12 protein-coding genes and 1 pseudogene are annotated in these 18,152 nt (G+C 45.8%); 6 read left to right on the top strand and 7 right to left on the bottom strand.

Annotated elements, in window-relative coordinates; all coding sequences use genetic code 11:
• Window positions 1-73: 73 nt before the first annotated feature.
• A pseudogene (locus QUA90_RS28145) lies at window positions 74-166 on the bottom strand (IS1 family transposase); the annotation flags it as partial.
• 299 nt (window positions 167-465) lie between these two features.
• Window positions 466-1,038: a Uma2 family endonuclease gene (locus tag QUA90_RS28140; protein ID WP_333324466.1), complete on the bottom strand. Its 573-nt coding sequence runs from the start codon at window positions 1,036-1,038 to the stop codon at window positions 466-468.
• A gap of 251 nt (window positions 1,039-1,289) precedes the next feature.
• On the opposite strand from QUA90_RS28140, the gene QUA90_RS28135 reads away from it, so the two are divergent.
• The 3 genes from QUA90_RS28135 to QUA90_RS28125 all read left to right on the top strand — a co-directional run bounded on the left by QUA90_RS28135 (window position 1,290) and on the right by QUA90_RS28125 (window position 4,683).
• Window positions 1,290-2,855, top strand: a complete 1,566-nt coding sequence (locus QUA90_RS28135; RefSeq protein ID WP_333390011.1) for an ABC transporter permease subunit — start codon at window positions 1,290-1,292, stop codon at window positions 2,853-2,855.
• A 143-nt stretch (window positions 2,856-2,998) separates the two neighbouring features.
• A complete protein-coding gene (locus QUA90_RS28130; RefSeq protein ID WP_333448541.1) occupies window positions 2,999-3,814 on the top strand; it encodes an SAM-dependent methyltransferase in 816 nt (271 codons plus the stop codon).
• 89 nt (window positions 3,815-3,903) lie between these two features.
• Window positions 3,904-4,683, top strand: a complete 780-nt coding sequence (locus QUA90_RS28125; RefSeq protein WP_333324472.1) for an ABC transporter ATP-binding protein — start codon at window positions 3,904-3,906, stop codon at window positions 4,681-4,683.
• Between the two features lie 237 nt (window positions 4,684-4,920).
• Here QUA90_RS28125 and QUA90_RS28120 read toward each other — a convergent pair whose 3' ends face one another.
• Window positions 4,921-5,763 carry a PEP-CTERM sorting domain-containing protein gene (locus tag QUA90_RS28120; protein WP_333448540.1) on the bottom strand — a complete coding sequence of 281 codons (843 nt, stop codon included), beginning with the start codon at window positions 5,761-5,763 and terminating at the stop codon, window positions 4,921-4,923.
• Between the two features lie 324 nt (window positions 5,764-6,087).
• Here QUA90_RS28120 and QUA90_RS28115 point away from each other — a divergent pair, with 324 nt between their 5' ends.
• Window positions 6,088-6,795, top strand: a complete 708-nt coding sequence (locus QUA90_RS28115; RefSeq protein WP_006631855.1) for an ABC transporter ATP-binding protein — start codon at window positions 6,088-6,090, stop codon at window positions 6,793-6,795.
• Between the two features lie 100 nt (window positions 6,796-6,895).
• Here the strand turns inward: QUA90_RS28115 and QUA90_RS28110 are convergent, their stop codons facing one another.
• From QUA90_RS28110 to QUA90_RS28100, 3 genes are all read right to left on the bottom strand, one after another.
• Window positions 6,896-12,388, bottom strand: coding sequence for a response regulator (locus QUA90_RS28110; RefSeq protein WP_333448539.1), 5,493 nt, complete (start codon window positions 12,386-12,388; stop codon window positions 6,896-6,898).
• Window positions 12,389-12,936: 548 nt separating this feature from the next.
• Window positions 12,937-14,379: a hypothetical protein gene (locus QUA90_RS28105; protein WP_333448538.1), complete on the bottom strand. Its 1,443-nt coding sequence runs from the start codon at window positions 14,377-14,379 to the stop codon at window positions 12,937-12,939.
• 33 nt (window positions 14,380-14,412) lie between these two features.
• Window positions 14,413-15,705 (bottom strand): glycosyltransferase family 39 protein, encoded by a 1,293-nt coding sequence (locus QUA90_RS28100; RefSeq protein WP_333448537.1) that lies wholly within the window; start codon window positions 15,703-15,705, stop codon window positions 14,413-14,415.
• Window positions 15,706-15,879: 174 nt separating this feature from the next.
• Between QUA90_RS28100 and QUA90_RS28095 the strand changes: the two genes are divergently transcribed.
• Window positions 15,880-16,032, top strand: a complete 153-nt coding sequence (locus QUA90_RS28095; RefSeq protein WP_333448536.1) for a hypothetical protein — start codon at window positions 15,880-15,882, stop codon at window positions 16,030-16,032.
• Between the two features lie 95 nt (window positions 16,033-16,127).
• On the opposite strand, the gene QUA90_RS28090 is transcribed toward QUA90_RS28095, so the two are convergent.
• The gene (locus QUA90_RS28090; protein ID WP_333448535.1) at window positions 16,128-17,000 is read right to left on the bottom strand and encodes an alpha/beta hydrolase; all 873 of its coding nucleotides are present in this window, start codon (window positions 16,998-17,000) and stop codon (window positions 16,128-16,130) included.
• Between the two features lie 402 nt (window positions 17,001-17,402).
• On the opposite strand from QUA90_RS28090, the gene QUA90_RS28085 reads away from it, so the two are divergent.
• Entirely contained in the window at window positions 17,403-17,897 is a 495-nt protein-coding gene (locus QUA90_RS28085; protein WP_333324488.1) for a GAF domain-containing protein, read from the top strand.
• Window positions 17,898-18,152: the final 255 nt, after the last annotated feature.

Raw genomic sequence — 18,152 nt, 5'->3', positions numbered from 1 at the left:
TCTGACTACTTTTTCTTTGAAGCATCTTCTCAAATCCCCTTGACAACTGCCATCCAAGCTTAACTTGTTACGAATGGTGTGGTAACCGGGTGTTCTCCCCTTCCACCCTTGTTATGTAAGTTTTGCCGACAATCTGAGATCCGGGGGGAATAAATCCTGGATAGACGCTCTAACCGTCGGTATTTTAAGTTATAAGATGTTCCGGTTCCCTATCGAGAGCATCCTTCCAATTGCTCAGAAAGCGAGGCAAATGGGGTAGCCAAAACATCCGTTGAACGCACTTATGATACCTCTATTCAGCAACGCTACCTTAAACTATTATATGTTAAGGAGAAAAAATAGTTAGCGTTCGCCGTCATCTTCCTACTACTGAAAAAATACTTAATGGGGCGATGGGCACCATTGAACTTTTATTGCCCAGTAGAACATAGCCCTACTCAATTGAGTGGAATACTGTACACCCAATTAAATATTACCTGGTTTTAGCCAGCCAAAAACTTCGCCTAAAGTTAACTGCATTTCCGGCATAAACTTGGGCATCGGAAGTATATCTGTTGGTTCTTGCAATGAAATCGGCTGCTGGCTTGCGGGATAGGCTAAAATGTTTTTTTCATCGGGATCGAGCAACCAACCCATCTGACAACCGGCATTCAAACAGTGCAAAATATTGTTTGTGACTTTGGTTTGGCTTTGGGCTGGGGACAATATTTCTATTGTCCAGTCTGGGTGAGCATTAAATGTATTGGCAATTTCGCCGTCAGCGTCTAGCGGAATGCGATTCCAAACAAAAATCGCGACATCGGGGACAATAGAACGTCCGCCAAAGGTGCAGCGAAGTTCTGGTAGGGCTAGGGCAATTTGCGGTTTCTCTGCGATGTCGTTGATGACTGTTACGAGTCTGCCTTGTAGTTTGCTGTGTTTTCCTTGTGGCATAGGTTTTTGGACGATCGCACCTTTGATGTATTCGCTCGCGGGTTTGGTTTCTGGGAGTTGCAAAAACTCGTCGAGGGTGATAGTTTTTTGAGGTGCTTGTACCATATAGAGATCGCCCGTTTGAAGTGTGTTGGGGTAACAGTTCCAGTATATTTGAAGTTTCGTCACTTTTGGTGCAATAATCGAACTCAAAAGACTCTAAACTGTAGCTAGCCCGATCGACTGTTTCCACGATAAGCAGTCGATCACATTCATTGAGGCAGAATTTGGCACGGCTCGCGTCAGTCGCATCTATAAACTGCGATTCCTAGCATTCTTTCCTCTAACTACTGACTAATGACTCATAACTTCTTCCTATGTCAAAAAAAATAATTAAAGCAATTAAATCGACTGGTATTTTAGGGGCGATCGCCTCTTTGACTGTTTTGTTATTCGGCGGTTGGAGTGGCACCGTGATCGGCTGGCTGATGGGTACGGCGGCGGGCTTTATTAGCTGTCGGGAGCAGAAGGTTTACAGCCCGAAAATGGGTGCGACTATCGGCAGTTTAGCGGGATTAGGATTGGGAGTTTGGCTATTAATTGCAAGTGTGGTAGAAGGGGTTTTGATTAGACCTTTTTCTGGGCAATCGGCTGTGGCTTTGCCGACTACGCTGCTGTACGGGATTTGCAGTTTGACGATCGCAATTTTGACAGCTACGTTAATGGGTGCTTTGCAGGGTTTGCAGGGGGAACGCCAGCGGCTGGCAACTTTGGTGACATTAGCTTTTATTCTAATTCTGTTTCCGTTTATCGACATTCAGGCTCAGACTGGCTGGATTGCTACTGTAGTACAGATTCAAATCTTTATTATGTTGGCGCTGGGTTTGAATATTACTGTGGGTTTTGCGGGTTTGTTGGATTTGGGATATGCGGCGTTTTTTGCGATCGGCGCTTACACGACGGCTTTGCTATCTTCTGGCCAGTTAAATATTGCTTGGAACTTTTGGGTGGTACTGCCGATCGCGGCCGGTGTAGCTGCGATCGCGGGCGTAATCCTGGGTATTCCGACACTGCGGCTCAAGGGCGATTATTTGGCAATTGTTACCCTCGGTTTTGGCGAAATTATCCCGGTTGTCTTTAGGAATTTAACGGCGATTCGGATTGATGAACCAGTCTCGAAGATTGTTGCGGCTGTTTTGGGTAAACCCGAGTTGGTGCTGTGTCTGGTTGGGTGCGATCGACCTTTTAACCTCACCGGCGGCGAAGCGGGAATAAACCCGATCGGGCGTCCATCTCTCCCCATTGTCGGCACTTTCAGCACCGGCAACTACTTTCCTTGGTACTACCTAATTTTGCTGCTAGTTGTCTTCGCTTACTTCATGATTTCACGGCTGCGAGATTCCCGCTTGGGGAGGGCGTGGAATGCCATGCGCGAAGATGAATTAGCGGCGAGTGCGATGGGGATTAACCTGGTCAAAACCAAACTTTCGGCTTTTGCGATGGGAGCGACGTTTTCTGGCTTTGCAGGGGCATTTTACGCCGCCTATATCAGCGCGATTTTCCCCAGCGTTTTCGACTTCTCGGTGTCGGTAATCATCCTGTGTATGGTGATTTTAGGCGGTTTGGGGAATATGACGGGGGTGATTTTGGGCGCGATCATTATCATGTCTGCCGATCGACTTTATCTGCCACAATTAGCGCAAGTCCTCAAGGGTTTTCTGAATACTTTTGTACTCCCCAGGATTGCAATTCCCCAGTTGCGAGACTTTCTGGCAACCAGTTTAGACCCGATTCAAATGCGCTTATTTCTATTCGGCTTAACTCTGGTTGTCATGATGCTCGTGCGGCCAGAGGGGCTGATTCCTGATAAGATACACCAAGCTGAACTGCATTCGGATGCTGAAGCGAGCAATGAGTCTTTAGCAGATTCGAGAAGTCAATAAATAGGTAAGGGCAAAAACCATAGTATTTTGTATGTGGGTTTAGCTAAGAATCTAGGATGCAAGGGAGTTTATGAGTGTAAAACTCCCCTCCCCATCTAATGTTTATTTGTAACCGACTACTTAGTAAGGATGAAAGATTAGCCATGAGAAATGTAACTGCTACTGCTTTTATCGTTGCGGAATTTAGAGCAGAAGAGAATGAAGAGGCAATTCCTCTCTACACTGATCATGTAGTAAAAATCTGGCTGAATGAGGAAACAAAAAAAGTAGCTAGCCAAATAGCTCAAAACTCTCCTGCAGCTAAAGAAATGGTTAAGTTGCGGACTAAATATTTTGATGATGTTTTGTCCAATCAAATTTTAGGAGGTTGCAAACAAGTAGTTATTTTAGGTTCGGGTTTGGATACTCGTGCTGCTAGAATTAATGGAGAAAAAGTGATTTATTTTGAAATAGACGATCGCGCGACTCTTCAATTAAAAGAAGAAACTCTCAAAGCTAACAAAGTTACTGCTAATGTTTGCTACCTTCCAGGCGATTACGTAAAAGACGGTTTAATCTCCTTGCTGAAACAGAGTGAATTTGATTGCGATCGACAGACATATTTTTTGTGGGAAGGCAACACTACCTTGCTTGACAAAAAAGATGTAATATTTGTATTAGAACAAATTCGCGACAATGTGAAGAGTTTTCGATTGTCCTTTGATTATATGTCGGAAAAGGTGATTTTGAGAACGACGGGCTACCAAGATATCAATGATTACATAGATAAATACGAAAGTATGTATGCACCGTGGATTACTGGGTTTGAAAACATTGCCACTTTGGCTGACGAACTCAATCTCAAAGTTATTGAAAACTTTTCGACTGCTGATTTACACGCACAATATCGCCCTGGCAGTTCGCTCGAATCTAATCTTTTTAAGTTTTATTTTGTTTGTACGTTAGAGAATATGGCCTAAAAACTCCCAATCTCAAATTGATTCGCGTGCGTGAAAGCTCGTTACCTGGACGATCGCACTCCTATAAAATCTTAGAAAACAGAACCAAAATGTCATTATTAGAAGCACAGCAACTTACAATGCGATTCGGTGGTTTGACTGCCGTCAACCAGGTTAGTTTAACATTAGAAAAAGGATCGATCGCCAGTTTGATCGGCCCCAACGGTGCGGGCAAAACTACTTTTTTTAATATGCTGACAGGTATTTACAAACCGAGTGGCGGTCAGTTGCTTTTAGAACAGAAGAATATCACGGGTTTGCCGCCGGATCGCCTGACAACTTTCGGCATTGCTAGAACTTTTCAAAATATCCGCTTGTTTAACAACATGACAGTGCTGGATAATGTTTTAGTAGGTAGACACTGCCGATTGAAAACAGGTTTGTTGGGTGCAATCCTCCGCACTCCGGCTGTGAATCTGGAGGAGCGGGAAGCTAAAATAAAAGCGCTCACTATGCTTGATTTTGTCGGTTTAGGTGCTGCTAAAGCGTCGGAGTTGGCAAAAAACCTTTCCTACGGCGACCAGCGGAGATTGGAAATTGCCAGGGCTTTGGCTTCCGATCCGAAAGTGCTGCTTTTGGACGAACCGACTGCCGGGATGAACCCGAACGAAACGGCTGATTTAACTCGCTTTATTTATCGGATTCGCGATGAGTTGAATTTGAGTATTTTGCTGATTGAACATGATATGAAGGTGGTGATGGGAATTAGTGATCGTGTGAGTGTTATGGAGTACGGTACTAAAATTGCTGAGGGAACCCCGGCCGAAGTTCGCGCCGATCCTCGCGTAATTGAGGCATATTTGGGAAAAGAAGAAGATGGACATGGATAATGGGTATTGTGTGCCGACAGATAAGTGAGGTGGGCAGTGTTATCCTCGGAAGAAGCGATATAATGTTCAGCTAATTAACCCAATAAAATTAGGGGCGGGTTTCACAAACAATCTGTCATTCAAACAGATAATATTTATCAACCCGCCCACGGCGACAGCATTTTATAACGAGCAATTCAACGGAAACGATAGGATGTGCGCCTCGCACACCCTACTGATTAACATTCGGGGTTTTTCCTAAACTTTTGATTTGATTCCCGACATTTTTTTCTTGTGTTTTCTCTGCCTGAAAAACAATCCTAAAAAGATTGCAGTACCTAATACTGTGCTCGGTTCGGGAACGGCTTCTGCTTCTGCTTCTGCCTTGGCGATATTGTTTTTAACTTCTACCAATGTTAAGTTAGTAGCGCTGTTGAATGTCCGGGAATAAACTCCCGAAGTATAAAGGAGGCTTGTTGCTGCACTTCCTTGAGGCAGAAAATTAAAGTTAATGTTTGTTGGCTTAAAGCTTGGGCTGGCGAACCCACTCAAATAAATTCCCTCAGAAGAGTCTAAACCGCTGGCAAATTGAAAAGAGTCTAACAAAATGTTAGTAACAGTGTTAATCACCCAGAAAGATATACTGCCATTCGCCCTGGCGCGTTCGGATTGGGGGTTGTCAACTGATGTTAAAAGAGCTAAAAATGTCTGAAAATTGAAGGAAAAAGTTTCTTCGGAATCAATGAAGAACTCGCCGATAACTGCTGCTTGACTTTGGGCTAAACCGGAATAGTTATTCCCGCTGCCTATGACTCCACTTTGCGAGAGATTTGCTGCCAGCAATTCGTGACAGTTAGATAGAAAAACGGCCTCAGCGTTCGCTTTGCTAATAACTGAATTGGTGTTAGCTAGTGTCTGAGCGTAAGTGTTAGTAACTGTACCTGTTTCAGTCGGTATGTGACTAAAGTTGTCAATGGTTACTGCTGCTGCAGAACCTGCGATTATTGCAGCACTACTAGGGGCAATGCCTACAGTCAAACTGGTTACTAAAGGAGTTCCTAATAAAAAGGCGATCGATCCACTAATGTGATTGAATTTCATGGTAAATCTCCTTAAATTTGAAAATTGAAAAATTTTAAGTGCTATTATTGGTAACTTGTAGCGGTTGATTTCGCTTACGTATTAATACTACCTACTTACTTAGAGTTTTTTGTAAAGCTACTGTCAAGAATTCTAGTGTTTAAGTAAAAATTCTGTAAAGTTGGTCGCCATCGCTACTAAAAATACATTGTATGGGAGCTAGGGCGGGTGTTGACCTAAGTAAAATTACTGATTACTATAAAAAAAGTTAATTTTAAATAAATGCAATAAAAATTTATAATTAGTCTGGATAATATAATAAAGCACAAAGCAGAAAGAGTAATTATGTTGGAAATTAAAGACATTCACACCTACTACGGAAATATCCACGCTCTCAAAGGAGTATCGCTAACAGTCTCGCAGGGAGAAGTTGTGACATTAATCGGCAGCAACGGGGCGGGGAAAACGACCACTCTCCGCACGATTCAAGGACTGCTGCGCCCGCGCCAGGGCACTGTATTATTTGAGGGAAAGCCTTTAGAAGCACTATCTACAGAGGCGATCGTCCGTTTGGGGATTTCTCAAAGTCCCGAAGGGCGGCTGATTTTTCCGCGAATGACGGTGCAAGAAAACCTGGAAATGGGTGCTTATCTCCGCAACGATACTCTCGGTATCAAGTCCGATATGGAAAAAGCATTAAATTTATTTCCTCGTTTGCGAGAAAGAATTAGTCAAAAAGGGGGAACTCTCAGCGGCGGGGAACAGCAAATGTTGGCGATCGCCCGCGCTTTGATGTCGCGCCCCCGCTTGTTATTATTGGACGAGCCGAGTATGGGATTGGCACCGATGTTAGTCAGTCAAATTTTTGCGATCGTCCGCGATATTAATGCTGAAGGAACAACTATTTTACTGGTGGAACAAAACGCCCGCATGGCTTTAAGTGTAGCCCACCGTGGCTATGTCATTCAAACTGGTCAGGTTGTAGTCGCCGGTACTGCTAGCGATTTGCAGTCAAATGAAACTGTTCGTAAAGCATATTTAGGTGAAAGTTAAATATGGGGATTGGGCATTGGTAATAAATTATTGGTTATTGGTAATTGAAACTGACAGATAACCAATCACAACCAACAAATAAACAATAACAAATAACAAATTACCCTATTTGCGATCGCAACTTCCCCGTTTCCAATTCTGTCTCAAAAGCCGCGCGCACCTTTTCCCACTCCGCTTGAGCTTCCAACAGGCGATCACGCGCCGTACTCACATCAAAAACCTGTTCCCCTCCAGACTCAACCGCCACGCGGCCCATATACTCCAACTCCTTGCAAACAGCAGAAAAAGACACCGCTCCTAAATTGGCGCTGCTCGACTTCAGCGTGTGAGAAGCCAGCTTCAAACTATCAGCATCGCCGAGAAAAATAGCCTCCTTAATAGTTTCTAAATGTTGTGGTGCGTCTACCAAATATATCTTAATCAGCTCCCCCAAAAAATCCGGGTCTTCATCATCGTCTAGCTCGCGGAGATTTTGCAAAATATGAAAATCTATCGGCGAATCGGCTCCCGGTTGAACGCTCGAAGATGCCGCAGTATCACTGTCAACTCGATCGGAAATATCTTGATTTTTTTCCTCAGTAACCGCATCCAATTCATCCCGAATCAGAGGTGAGCACTTGCTCAAGGCGATCGCCAACTCTTCCCGGCGCACCGGCTTAGTAATATAATCGTCCATACCTGCTTCCAGACACTTTTCGCGATCGCCCTGCATCGCATTAGCAGTCATCGCAATAATTCTCGGCTTCTTGTTAGCAGGCCATTCCTGACAAATGCGGCGCGTCGCTTCCAACCCATCCATGTTCGGCATCTGCACATCCATCAGCACAACATCGTAAGATTGCCGCTTCAGGGCCTCCAAAACCTCCAACCCATTAGCCGCAATATCAGCCCGATATCCTATCCTGTCGAGTAAATGCGTAGCGACTTTTTGATTCACCACATTGTCCTCAGCCAGCAAAATCCGAATCTGACTAGAATTAGTTGCATCCTGTCCGGCAGAATTCGCCGCAACCTGCCTCAAAACAGCAGGCGTCCGCTGCACGCGGTGCTGTTCTTGAGAATTTTCAAAATACTTCAATCCCGAAGTCACAGTCACCACATTTGAAACTTCTCCCCTGCCGCTTCTGCCAGTAACATATCCAAAAACTTGCAGCAACACATTATAAAACTGTGACTGTTTTAAAGGCTTAGTTAAAAAAGCAGAAAAATGTACCTCTGTAGTTTCAAGTTTTTTCCAAACTTCCGCCTTACTTAAATAAGTAAACAGCACCAAAGGTAGGGCAATTTTGCGAGGGTTTTTAACCATGACATTCGGATTTAGGCCGTCGCCGCCGGACAAATTGCTCAGCTCAAATTTCCGAATCTCCACAGCCAACGCCACACCGTCCATATCTGGTAGATTCATCGCCAAAATAGCTAAATCGAGCGGCGAGTTTCCTTTGATGATTTCCAAAGCCTCAGCACCAGAAGTTACAGCCACGGGTATCATTCCCCAAGACTCTGCCTGACGGATCAAAACTTGCCGATTAATGGCATGATGCTCAACAATTAATAAGTGCTTACCAGCGGCAAATTCCGGTCTTTTTTCCTCAGCCCGGAGGTCATTCGCTTCAGCAGCCACCGTGAAATAAAAAATCGAACCCGAACCCGATATCGACGGCGGAGTAAATTCTGCAGGCGACCTTCCAGCGATACTTTGTCCGATCGCAGAAACTGCCGGTTGAGACTTAGAACTTCGCGGATCAACCTGGCTGACAACCCACATTGTACCGCCCATCATATCGCTCAAACGCTGGCTGATAGCCAGTCCCAAACCCGTCCCGCCGTAATGTCGCGTTGTCGAAGCATCCACCTGCGAAAAAGCTTTAAACAGGCGATCCATCCGGTCTGGCGGAATGCCAATTCCCGTATCTTGGACAGCAAATTGAATCTCGTATTGTTTGCTACGTGCCAACTCTCCCTGGTTAATTAATAGCGGTTGTGGCGCTATAATATTGATTTTATCTAGTGAACTATTAGCAGCTACCTGTTCAATTTGCCTAGCCGTACAGCACACTACAATTTCTCCAGATTCTGTAAACTTAACTGCATTGCCCAGCAGATTTACCAAAATTTGGCGCAGTCTCGTGACATCTCCTAAAATGTTTTTCGGAACAGAATCATCAATAAAGTAAGCCAGCTCTAAACCTTTTTCTGAGGCTCTCGGAGCCAGTAATTCCAGAGATTCTTCTATACAATTTTGCAGCTCGAAGGGGCTGCGTTCCAAATCCAATTTTCCAGATTCAATTTTGGAAAAATCGAGAATATCGTTAATAATAGTCAGCAAAGCATCGCCGCTGGTACGAATTGTCTCCACAAAATCTCGCTGTTCAGGAGTTAGTTCCATATCCAGCAGCAAGCCCGTCATCCCGATGACCGCATTCATCGGAGTGCGGATTTCGTGACTCATAGTCGCTAAAAATTCGCTCTTAGCTCTATTAGCAACTTCCGCCGCTTGTCGCGCTTGATCCAAAGCTTCATTTTGCTCTGCTAACTGTCGCTGTCGCTGAACTTCGGTTTCTAAAAGTTGTGCTTGAGCTAAAGTAATTCCAACTTGCGCGGCCACATCTTCTAAAAGTTCAATTTCGTCGGGATTCCACTGGCGAGTTGCATCGCACTGGTGCAAAGTAATAATTCCATTCGGTTCTCCTTGATAGGAAGTGCGAACAGCCAACATAGATTTTAATCCGATGCGGCGACACATCGGCCCCGAAGATTCCAGCAAAGGATCGGCAAACACATCGGGAGATGCTAGGGCTATATCCTCAGCGAGGAGTTTTTCAGTGTACGGGTTATAAGTGACAGAAAGTTCTAAATCTAAAGCCGATTCGTGACCGGGTTCCAAGTATTCCGCAACGCAAGGAAGGTGGGGATAAGGTTCGGAAAGATAGGTATGAATTGTACAGCGATTGACACCAAATACGCGGCCGATTTGGGTGGCGGTAGTTTGGAAAATTTCTTGAGTGTCTAAGGTCGATCGCACTTTTTGAGTAATTTGTTTGAGTAGTAAAACGCGCTGGTACTGACGTTGCAAAGTTCGCTCTCGCTCTTCGCGGGCAATTTCTGCGCCGATGTAATTGCCCATCAACTTTAAAATTTCAAAATTCAGCGGTTTAAAAGGAGATTTAGTGGTGCGGGAAGTAAAGCTCAAAGTGCCAAAAACTCGCCCTTGCACTATTACCCTCGTCCCCACAAAAGCCTCCAACTTGCGGACGCTGTAAGCGGGGTGGTTGCGCCACTGAGTAGTGCCGGCTGATTCGACAGAAATAGGTTCGCTCGATCGCAAAACCTCTCGCTCAAAGGTTCTGCTCAAAGCAAAACCGTCTCCTTTAGCAAATCCAAAGGGAAAATCTTCCGGTACATAAGCCGCAATCACTTCGTAGCGATCGCCCAAAACCCTGCCCAACAGCCCGATATCCATCCCAAACTGACTACAGCCCATCGCCAGCAACCGGATCGTTCGATCGTCAAAAGAGCCTTCCGAGCTCACCATTACCTCGTAGAGCGATCGAATTGCCCGCTCGCTTTCCCGCAGTTCCTCAACTCCTTCGAGGCGGTTGCAGACATCGTGCAAAGTCCCGAAAATTCCCGCTATTTCGCCTTGCGAATTCCGGCGGACTTGGGCAAATAATTCTACGGAAACAAAGCCGGAATTACTGTGAATTCCCAAGGAGTTTTTTTCCGAAACCGACTTGGACTTAAATCGCAGTTCTCGCCGTTCAAATTCCGACTTCCCGGACAGCAAAGACTCCAATAAATTTGCACATTGCTCGCGCTCATCTGGATGCACCCACTCTAAAAAATTAGTTTGCAAACTTTCGGAAACCGCATAATTAGTAATTTCCGTCCAAGCGCGGTTGAGGAATTTCCAAACCCCCGCCGCATCTATGTGGAAAATTACTGTTGCTTTCAAAGAGTCAAATAGATGGAATTGTTCTCGATCGTGCTCGCGGTTTTTGACTTCAAACTGCTTGTTTAGAGTAATATCTGTATGAGTTCCTACTACCCGCAGCGGTTTGCCAGTAGCGCTGCGTAAAACTTGACCCCGGTTCAGCACCCAGACAGTGCTGCCGTCTTTACAGTACATCCGATATTCGGCTGCAAAATCCGGTGTCTTTTGGGCGAAGTGTTCTTCTAAAGCTGCCTTTACCGAGTCAATATCATCTCGGTGGATGCGACTCCACCATTCCGATCGGCGATTCGAGATTTCCCCTTCTTGGTAGCCCAGCATTTCTTGCCACCGCGCCGAATAAAAAAACTCATCTGTTTCGAGATTCCAGTCCCAAATCCCCTGATTGTTGACTGCAGGGGGGAGATTTGGCCGCTCTACGAAACTGTGGTAAGAAATTTCAGCCATCTCGTGGCTATTTGCTGCTGTCCGCTGTATTTCTGCTGAGAGTTTTTTGTATTGAGCGTTGCTAGATTCTAGCTGGCGCTGCAAAGCAATTAAGCCAGAATGCAGAGATTTGGAATCCAGCGCTTGTAAAAGGATAGTTTTAGGATTAATAATCCCGATCGGGTGATTTGTTTCGTTGATGACTAATAAAGGCAACTGGCAGTAGTGTTTTTGCAGCAGCGCCACGGCTGCTTCGAGGCTAGAGTGCGATCGCACCAGTGGCGGCGAACTGCTGCAAATTGCTCCCGCTTTAATTTTGTTAGAGTCTCTTCCCAGCGCCTGCAACTGCACGATATCCCGCGAACTTACCACCCCAACCAGTTTGTGAATGTTGGGATTTGTAAATTTGGAATTGTGAGCAGCACCAGTCGAGTGTTGATCGGGGGTTTCAGTGATTAATACATAACTAACATTGTGTCTAAACATCAGTTGCGCCAAGTAGCGAACCGAAGAATTAGAAGGAGCGTGAATTATTCGTGAGGCTGCTATTTGAGGGATTTGATAAAGTTTAATTAAACTTGCGGGCAGCTCTAATTTATGATGCACAATTGGTAGCGGCGGAGGGAACGCGAAAGCCGCAGGTAGCGAAGCGCTGCTAATTGCTTTTGGTGTCGATTCCCCAATTTCCTGCAACACTTGCACCAAGCTTTGAGAGCTAATTAAACCGACAAGTTCTTCAGCCTCGCTGACGACGGGCAAATGGCTGATCTGATTTTTATCCAGCAGATTGGCTAAGGCAAAAAAGTCGGGAATTTCCGATTCTCGGGCTACAGTTACGGTTCTGATCATGATTTGCTCGATCGCAAATCCCCTCAAAGCAGCGCCGATCGAATTTAGCTGTACGATATCTCGCGCTGTAAAAATCCCCAGCACTGTCTGGCTGCTAGGATAGGGAGCTTTTGAGCCGTTGAGAGGCCGCCCGTTGCCTCCTGCGTGTAGCGCACGCGGTACACCGTTGTAGAAACCCGACTGTTCCCGCGATTGTGGGGAAGTCCCGTTCGTGGGATTTCCGAGTTGATAATTCCCGCGCGGTTCTACCACGAGGACGTAACTGGCTCCTGTGCTACTCATCAGCTCGATCGCCTTTTCTACGGGCGTCTCAGGGGTGACGGTGAGGGGATTGCGGTTGATGACCTGACTGAGGGAGGGAATAAACATCAGGGGGCATAAAAGTGATATTTGTTGGAAAAAGCCGATCGCGAGCAGCAGGTTGATTGAGAGGCTTTACCCGCGAGATTTCCAAGCGCGCTCAAAGTTTCTGTACGATTCAACTCACCCATACTTCCAGCATCTTGGCATTTAAAATTAATTCCGTGCCATATCCTGATAATTGACGGCTTCTGACTTCCAGAACCAATGCTATCTGCCAGAGGGCGGACATGAAGGCGGGCGGGTAATTCCTCGCCTAGCCTAACTGCTGCGGGTTTACGAGCAAGAATTTCTGCGATTGTCTAGACTGCACCCTACTTTCTGCCCCTCAACGGAACTCTCGCTCACATTCTGTTTGAGGCCAGATACCTGCACCCTACCAATTTACCAGCGACAGGAGGGGAATCACAACATGACATTTAGGTATTGCAACTGTGCAATTGGGGGTTCGAGGGTTCGAGGGTTCCAGGGTTCCAAGGCCAAGCAGGCAGAAAATAAATAATTTTGAGCATAACTAATTCTATCTTATCCCAATTATGGCCCAGAGGATTTGAGCTTCAATTCTGGCGATCGAACTTGATGAGAATAGCGCTGTTCCCTGCCAGTGTAAAACTCGCATTGCCGCCCTTGAGCCTTAAACTACCAACAACCTCATCCATTGTTTTAGAACTGAACTCCCGCACCGTGCCATTACCAGTTTTTATCAGCTCCGAAATATCAGCATTAACAGTGTAAGATGTTGCTCGGTCATTGACAACCAGCAAGTAAACATTCTTGCTAGCATCAAGAGTTGCAACTGCCATTAAATCCGAACTATTAGTGATAGGAAAAAAGGTAGCTTTCCCGCCCTGCAAAGCCCTAATTCCCATCCGTAAAGCATAGTAGCCTGCGCGCCGTTTTCCCCCGTCCCCTAGCAAACCTTCCGCCCCTGCGGGCTTGCCCCAGTCGTACAAACAGAATATGTGACTGCCGTCAATATAATTATCCCCCGGTTGAGAACCTCGAATCAAATTCTTAATCAAATTTAAAGCTAAAGATAAATCACCGTAGCTCATGTTGTAAGTTCCCCATTCTCCTACCCAAAGCTGCGAGTTAGCGCGGACAGTACCGTTCATCCAGCCGCGCACTTTGCGGGTGTAGCTAGAAATATCTGCATCGTAGTTGTGGACATTGACTGTATCGAAATAATTCGGTATTTCCTGCAAAGCACTAGCCGGCCAATTGCTGCCGCCTATGGTTTTCGGGCCGTGGATGCGGTAAGTGCGCGAAGGCAAATAAGTTTTATAAACAAAGTCGATCGCATCTTTTGCCACCTTAACCAATTCAAAATAGTCAGCCCTAGTCCCGCCCCAACCCTGATCGCGATTGTCCGGTTCGTTGTGAATTTCCCAATCATCAACGCGGTAATCATTGCGAACATTCAGCCAATAAACCGTAGCAAAAACGTGTTCCCACCACTCGTTCCAATCTTCTCCTGTGCGCGGCGGATTCAGTTGCAGTGCCCAACTGGGATTCCAGTTATTATCAACATTACGAATACTCACAACCGGGCGAATATTTGCTTGTTTGAGACTATTAAAAATAGTCCTGGCATTGCCTTGCCAAACCCTACCTGGTCGTCCCGACCACCAATAATCGCTACCCTGGGGCGGATTAGTCATCATCTGATCCCAATGTGCCCAATTAATTATATTGGGATTTGTCTTAATTTCGTCAATAGATGGCCAACCGTATTTACCATCATCATCTTCAGCTTCCCACCGGGACATCCCGCCGTAAATGCGGTAGGTATTAATTCCCAAATCTTGCAAATCTTTGATGTCGAAATTGATATTGCCTTCGACTGCACCGATGTAGCGAGTGCTGACACCCGCAGCAGTACCGGAAATTTTAATTGTTTCGATGTTTTGAGCAAAAGTTGTCGTTCCGCTGAACAACTCTAGGCTGAGGGCAATTAAAATGGCGATGGTAAAATTCCGAATAATTGTTTTTGATAACACTGGGTTAATAACTCATGACAAACTGCCTAATACCTACTGACTAATTAACTTCAAGCGACGCTGAAGTTCGCCCGCCGCCGTAGCAATTACGACCGCCAAAATCGGGTGCAGCGGCTCACTGTGCCGAACTTCTGTAAAAGTGAGCGCATGGAACAAAGTAAAATATGCACAGACTAGCAACAGTGGCAAAAACTCCCGCCAGCGATGCCGCACAACTATCATGCCCAAAGCAGCAAATACAGGCAAATTTCGCGACGCTAACATGCCGACAATCCGTTGCGGCGAAAAGAAGAGCCGCATTGCCTTCACATTCAACAGAGCGTGATAAGGCCAGTCACTTATAGGGTTTCCCAACCAGAAAAAAACTGCCTTTTGCAAACAATACCAGAGATAGACAGCAGGCTCGCGGAGGATGGAAGCGATCGCCCGTTTGGTAAAATAGCGATCGCCCTCAATTGTAAAAGCATTGTGTCCCCCATTCCGAGCCGGATTTAGTTCTTCCTGCCAAATCTGAACAATATGGCGTTTTGGCAGTTTTTCATAAGCCAAATGATAAAACTCTGGACTTCCTTGCCACAGCAGCGCCGTAGAAACGCTGTAAAGCAAAAAAGTTTTGTGCGTTCGATAATTGTGGTAAGTCCAAGGTGCAGTAATGATGATAATTGCGCCCAAATAAGCAAGAAACAAAGCAATCTTGCGCTTAAAATGCCATTGACGCGGCATCAATAGTGGCACAATTGCTGGAAGCAACATCGCTGTCGGCCGACAAAGATTCGTAATTGCCAGCACCGCACCTGCTAATGAAAAATTTTGCCACTGAGGCTGTTCCAATGCCCGCAACAGGCCCAGCACTGTTAAAAGTATTAAAGGCGTGTATAAAACCTCTGTTTGCAGCAGCCTGACATGAAGAATGAGGGAGGGATCGATCGCTATTAATCCAGCCGCTACTAAGGAACTTTGATGGCCAGTAAAACGCCGTGCCAGGATAAAAGTTAGCGGGATGATTGTCGCCCCCAAAAAAGCTTGTACGTAGACTACAGATGCGGGAGAACGACCAAAAATTGCATAGCATCCCGCCACAAAAAATGGATAAATTGGTGTCCGGCCCGGCCACTCAAAAAAATGACCCTTCAACAACCAGTATGCCAAACCCTCATAGCCCGGTTCGTCGCCTCTGAGACGGGCGGGGGTATCGGGGAGAGTTTGGTTGGTGCGCCACGCCAAATAAAGGCGCAATGCCAGTCCCAGCAGCGTCAGACAAATGAGGGCCGAGACAATTATCCGGTGATTTCTTTGCTGCTGCACTGCCAAGATGTCTGGTGTCATAACAACTGACTGCGAAGATTTGATTTGCCGCTCCCAATTTTTTAGGTTAGGAATGTCAAAAATTATATCATTTCACCTTCCATCTTTTTGGAGAATAGATGTTTTTATACCACAGATTATATTTAATGTGAACGGGCGAGCAAAACGTCTTACGGAACAGCCAGACATCGCGCGATGCAATTGGTCAAAGAACACAACCCCACACTTTCACCAGCCATCAATCGCACCTGGATTGACTCGCTGGGACGTGCGGAGGTCATCGCAATCTACCGCATTCCGCCCTGGGAAATGAGCGGGCGCACTACCGAGGGAATAAGCAGTCGGTGAATATCTCTGCTGGCAGGGGAATAATAATTTTCTCAGTGAATCGCGATCGTCCTACTCATAGTCTCAGTAGCCTTCGGAGGTAACTGGATATGATATTAAATGAACTTACTTGCCAAAAAATCTCTCATGTACCGATTCACTAACTGCGGCTGTTCCTGCTGCACCCAGTGGCTGCAATTAGGAATGTAATGAATCTGAAAATCCCGGACGTAATCTGCAGTTCCATAGGTTAACTCTTTGCCGAAGGCCGCATCATTTTCTCCCCAAATCATCAGCGTCGGAACTTGCAGCACACTCCAATTCTGGCGATCGAGAAATCCGCCAGCTACATTGCGGTAATAATTGAGAGTAGCAGTCAGAGCACCCCGTTTGGCAGCCGCATCTTTGTAAGCTTCGATATCTGAGAAGGTAAAGGTGCTTTTGTCCACTGCCATACCTTCCAAAGCAGCAGAAATTGCCTGATAGTCGCCCAACTGAATTAACAACTCCGGCAACACTGGCAACTGAAATAAAAAGATGTACCAACTTCTCAGCAATTGTTGAGGAGTGCGTAACCCTTCAGCAAACTTGGCCGGATGTGGTAGATTCATCACAATTAATTTATCCACCATTTGGGGATAAGCATAAGCGAAATTCCAGGCGATCGCACCTCCCCAGTCGTGACCAACTAAGACGCAACTTTCGTATCCCAAACCCTGAATAATGCCCTTGACATCTTGCACAAACTCTGCCATCACGTAAGCAGATTGATCGTGAGGTTTGTGGCTGTCGTTGTAACCCCTGAGATCTACAGCGACGACTTTATAATCTGATGCAAATTCCGGGATTTGATGCCGCCAAGAATACCAAAATTCAGGAAATCCGTGCAGCATCAGCATCAGCGGTCCCGAACCTTGAGTGACATAGTGCAGTTTAATGCCGTTCGTAGCGATAAATTCGTGTTTCCAAGCAGCTTCTAGCACAGACATATTTAATGCTTTCTTTAGCTTTAGAAAAATCCTAGCAGTTACTCTGTTTGAGAGGAACCAACTTTAGGCAGATCTAGCAATTCTCCCAGCACTTGTAAACTCTTCCTTTTCTCTTCCTTTGTGGAACCGGCGTCCCGCCGGTGGTTCTTCGCGAAAGGGCTGCGTAAAGAAAAGCCGTAGCACGGGCGAGGGCTAGACGCCATCGCCCGTTTCCCGAAAAGATTGCTATCTCAGGCAAAATAATAGTATAATATTCCTGGCATCTCAACAATTGTCAAGCCCAAAATTACTGATTTTTGAACGCGCAAAAATCCCGAAGCGCAACATTTTGAGGTCTTGTGATGGTGCCAGTTCAATAATTTAGATCGGGCGAGTGTACTAGGAATTAAAGGAGTTAATACTATGTCGGGCGATCGGCTGCAAAACATTGTTAACCGCTTGACAGATCGTCTAAAGCGCGACGTATTAGTTGAAACATCGCTCTACGACATTCGAGAAGTTTTGCAGAGCGATCGCGCGGTGCTTTATCATTTTTACACCCAATGGCAAGGCCGAGTCACTTACGAGATGTTGAGTGCGATCGAACTCTCAATCTTGGGTTCAACGGGGCCAGATGAGTGTTTTAACCACGAATACGCTGCTTTGTACGAAGCCGGCAGAGTTAAATCAATTACAGATATTGAAGTAGAACCAATTAACCCATGCCACCGAGATTTTCTGCGTAGGCTGAAAGTTCGCGCCAATTTAGTCGTGCCAATTTTAACGAACAAAGGACTGTGGGGGCTGTTAATTGCTCATCAGTGCAGCGGGCCCCGCACTTGGTCGCTGTCCGATATTGAATTCATGCAGAAACAAGCGCAAAATATGGCAATGTCTCCCACAATTCAAGATAGTTAATATCGCATCTACTATTAGTACATAATATACCCGGATTTCACCCTCGAATTAGTGTAATCGATCGCCCCCTTGGAGTAGTATGAATCTCAATGTTCAACCGTTCTTCCAGTTCGGGTGCATTCTCTCGGCGATCGCATATTACCAAGCAACCAGAATCCTGTCCCAATCGCTCCCGATACATTCGTAACAAGTTAGAAGGGAGTATATTTTGTCAATACCTCTTTGTATAGAAATCTAAGTGAATAATAATGATAA

The sequence above is a fragment of the Microcoleus sp. D3_18_C4 genome (assembly GCF_036702355.1).
Lineage (GTDB): Bacteria > Cyanobacteriota > Cyanobacteriia > Cyanobacteriales > Microcoleaceae > Microcoleus.
The sequence above is the reverse complement of the archived record's forward strand: the minus strand, read 5'-3'. Positions and strand labels throughout refer to the sequence as shown.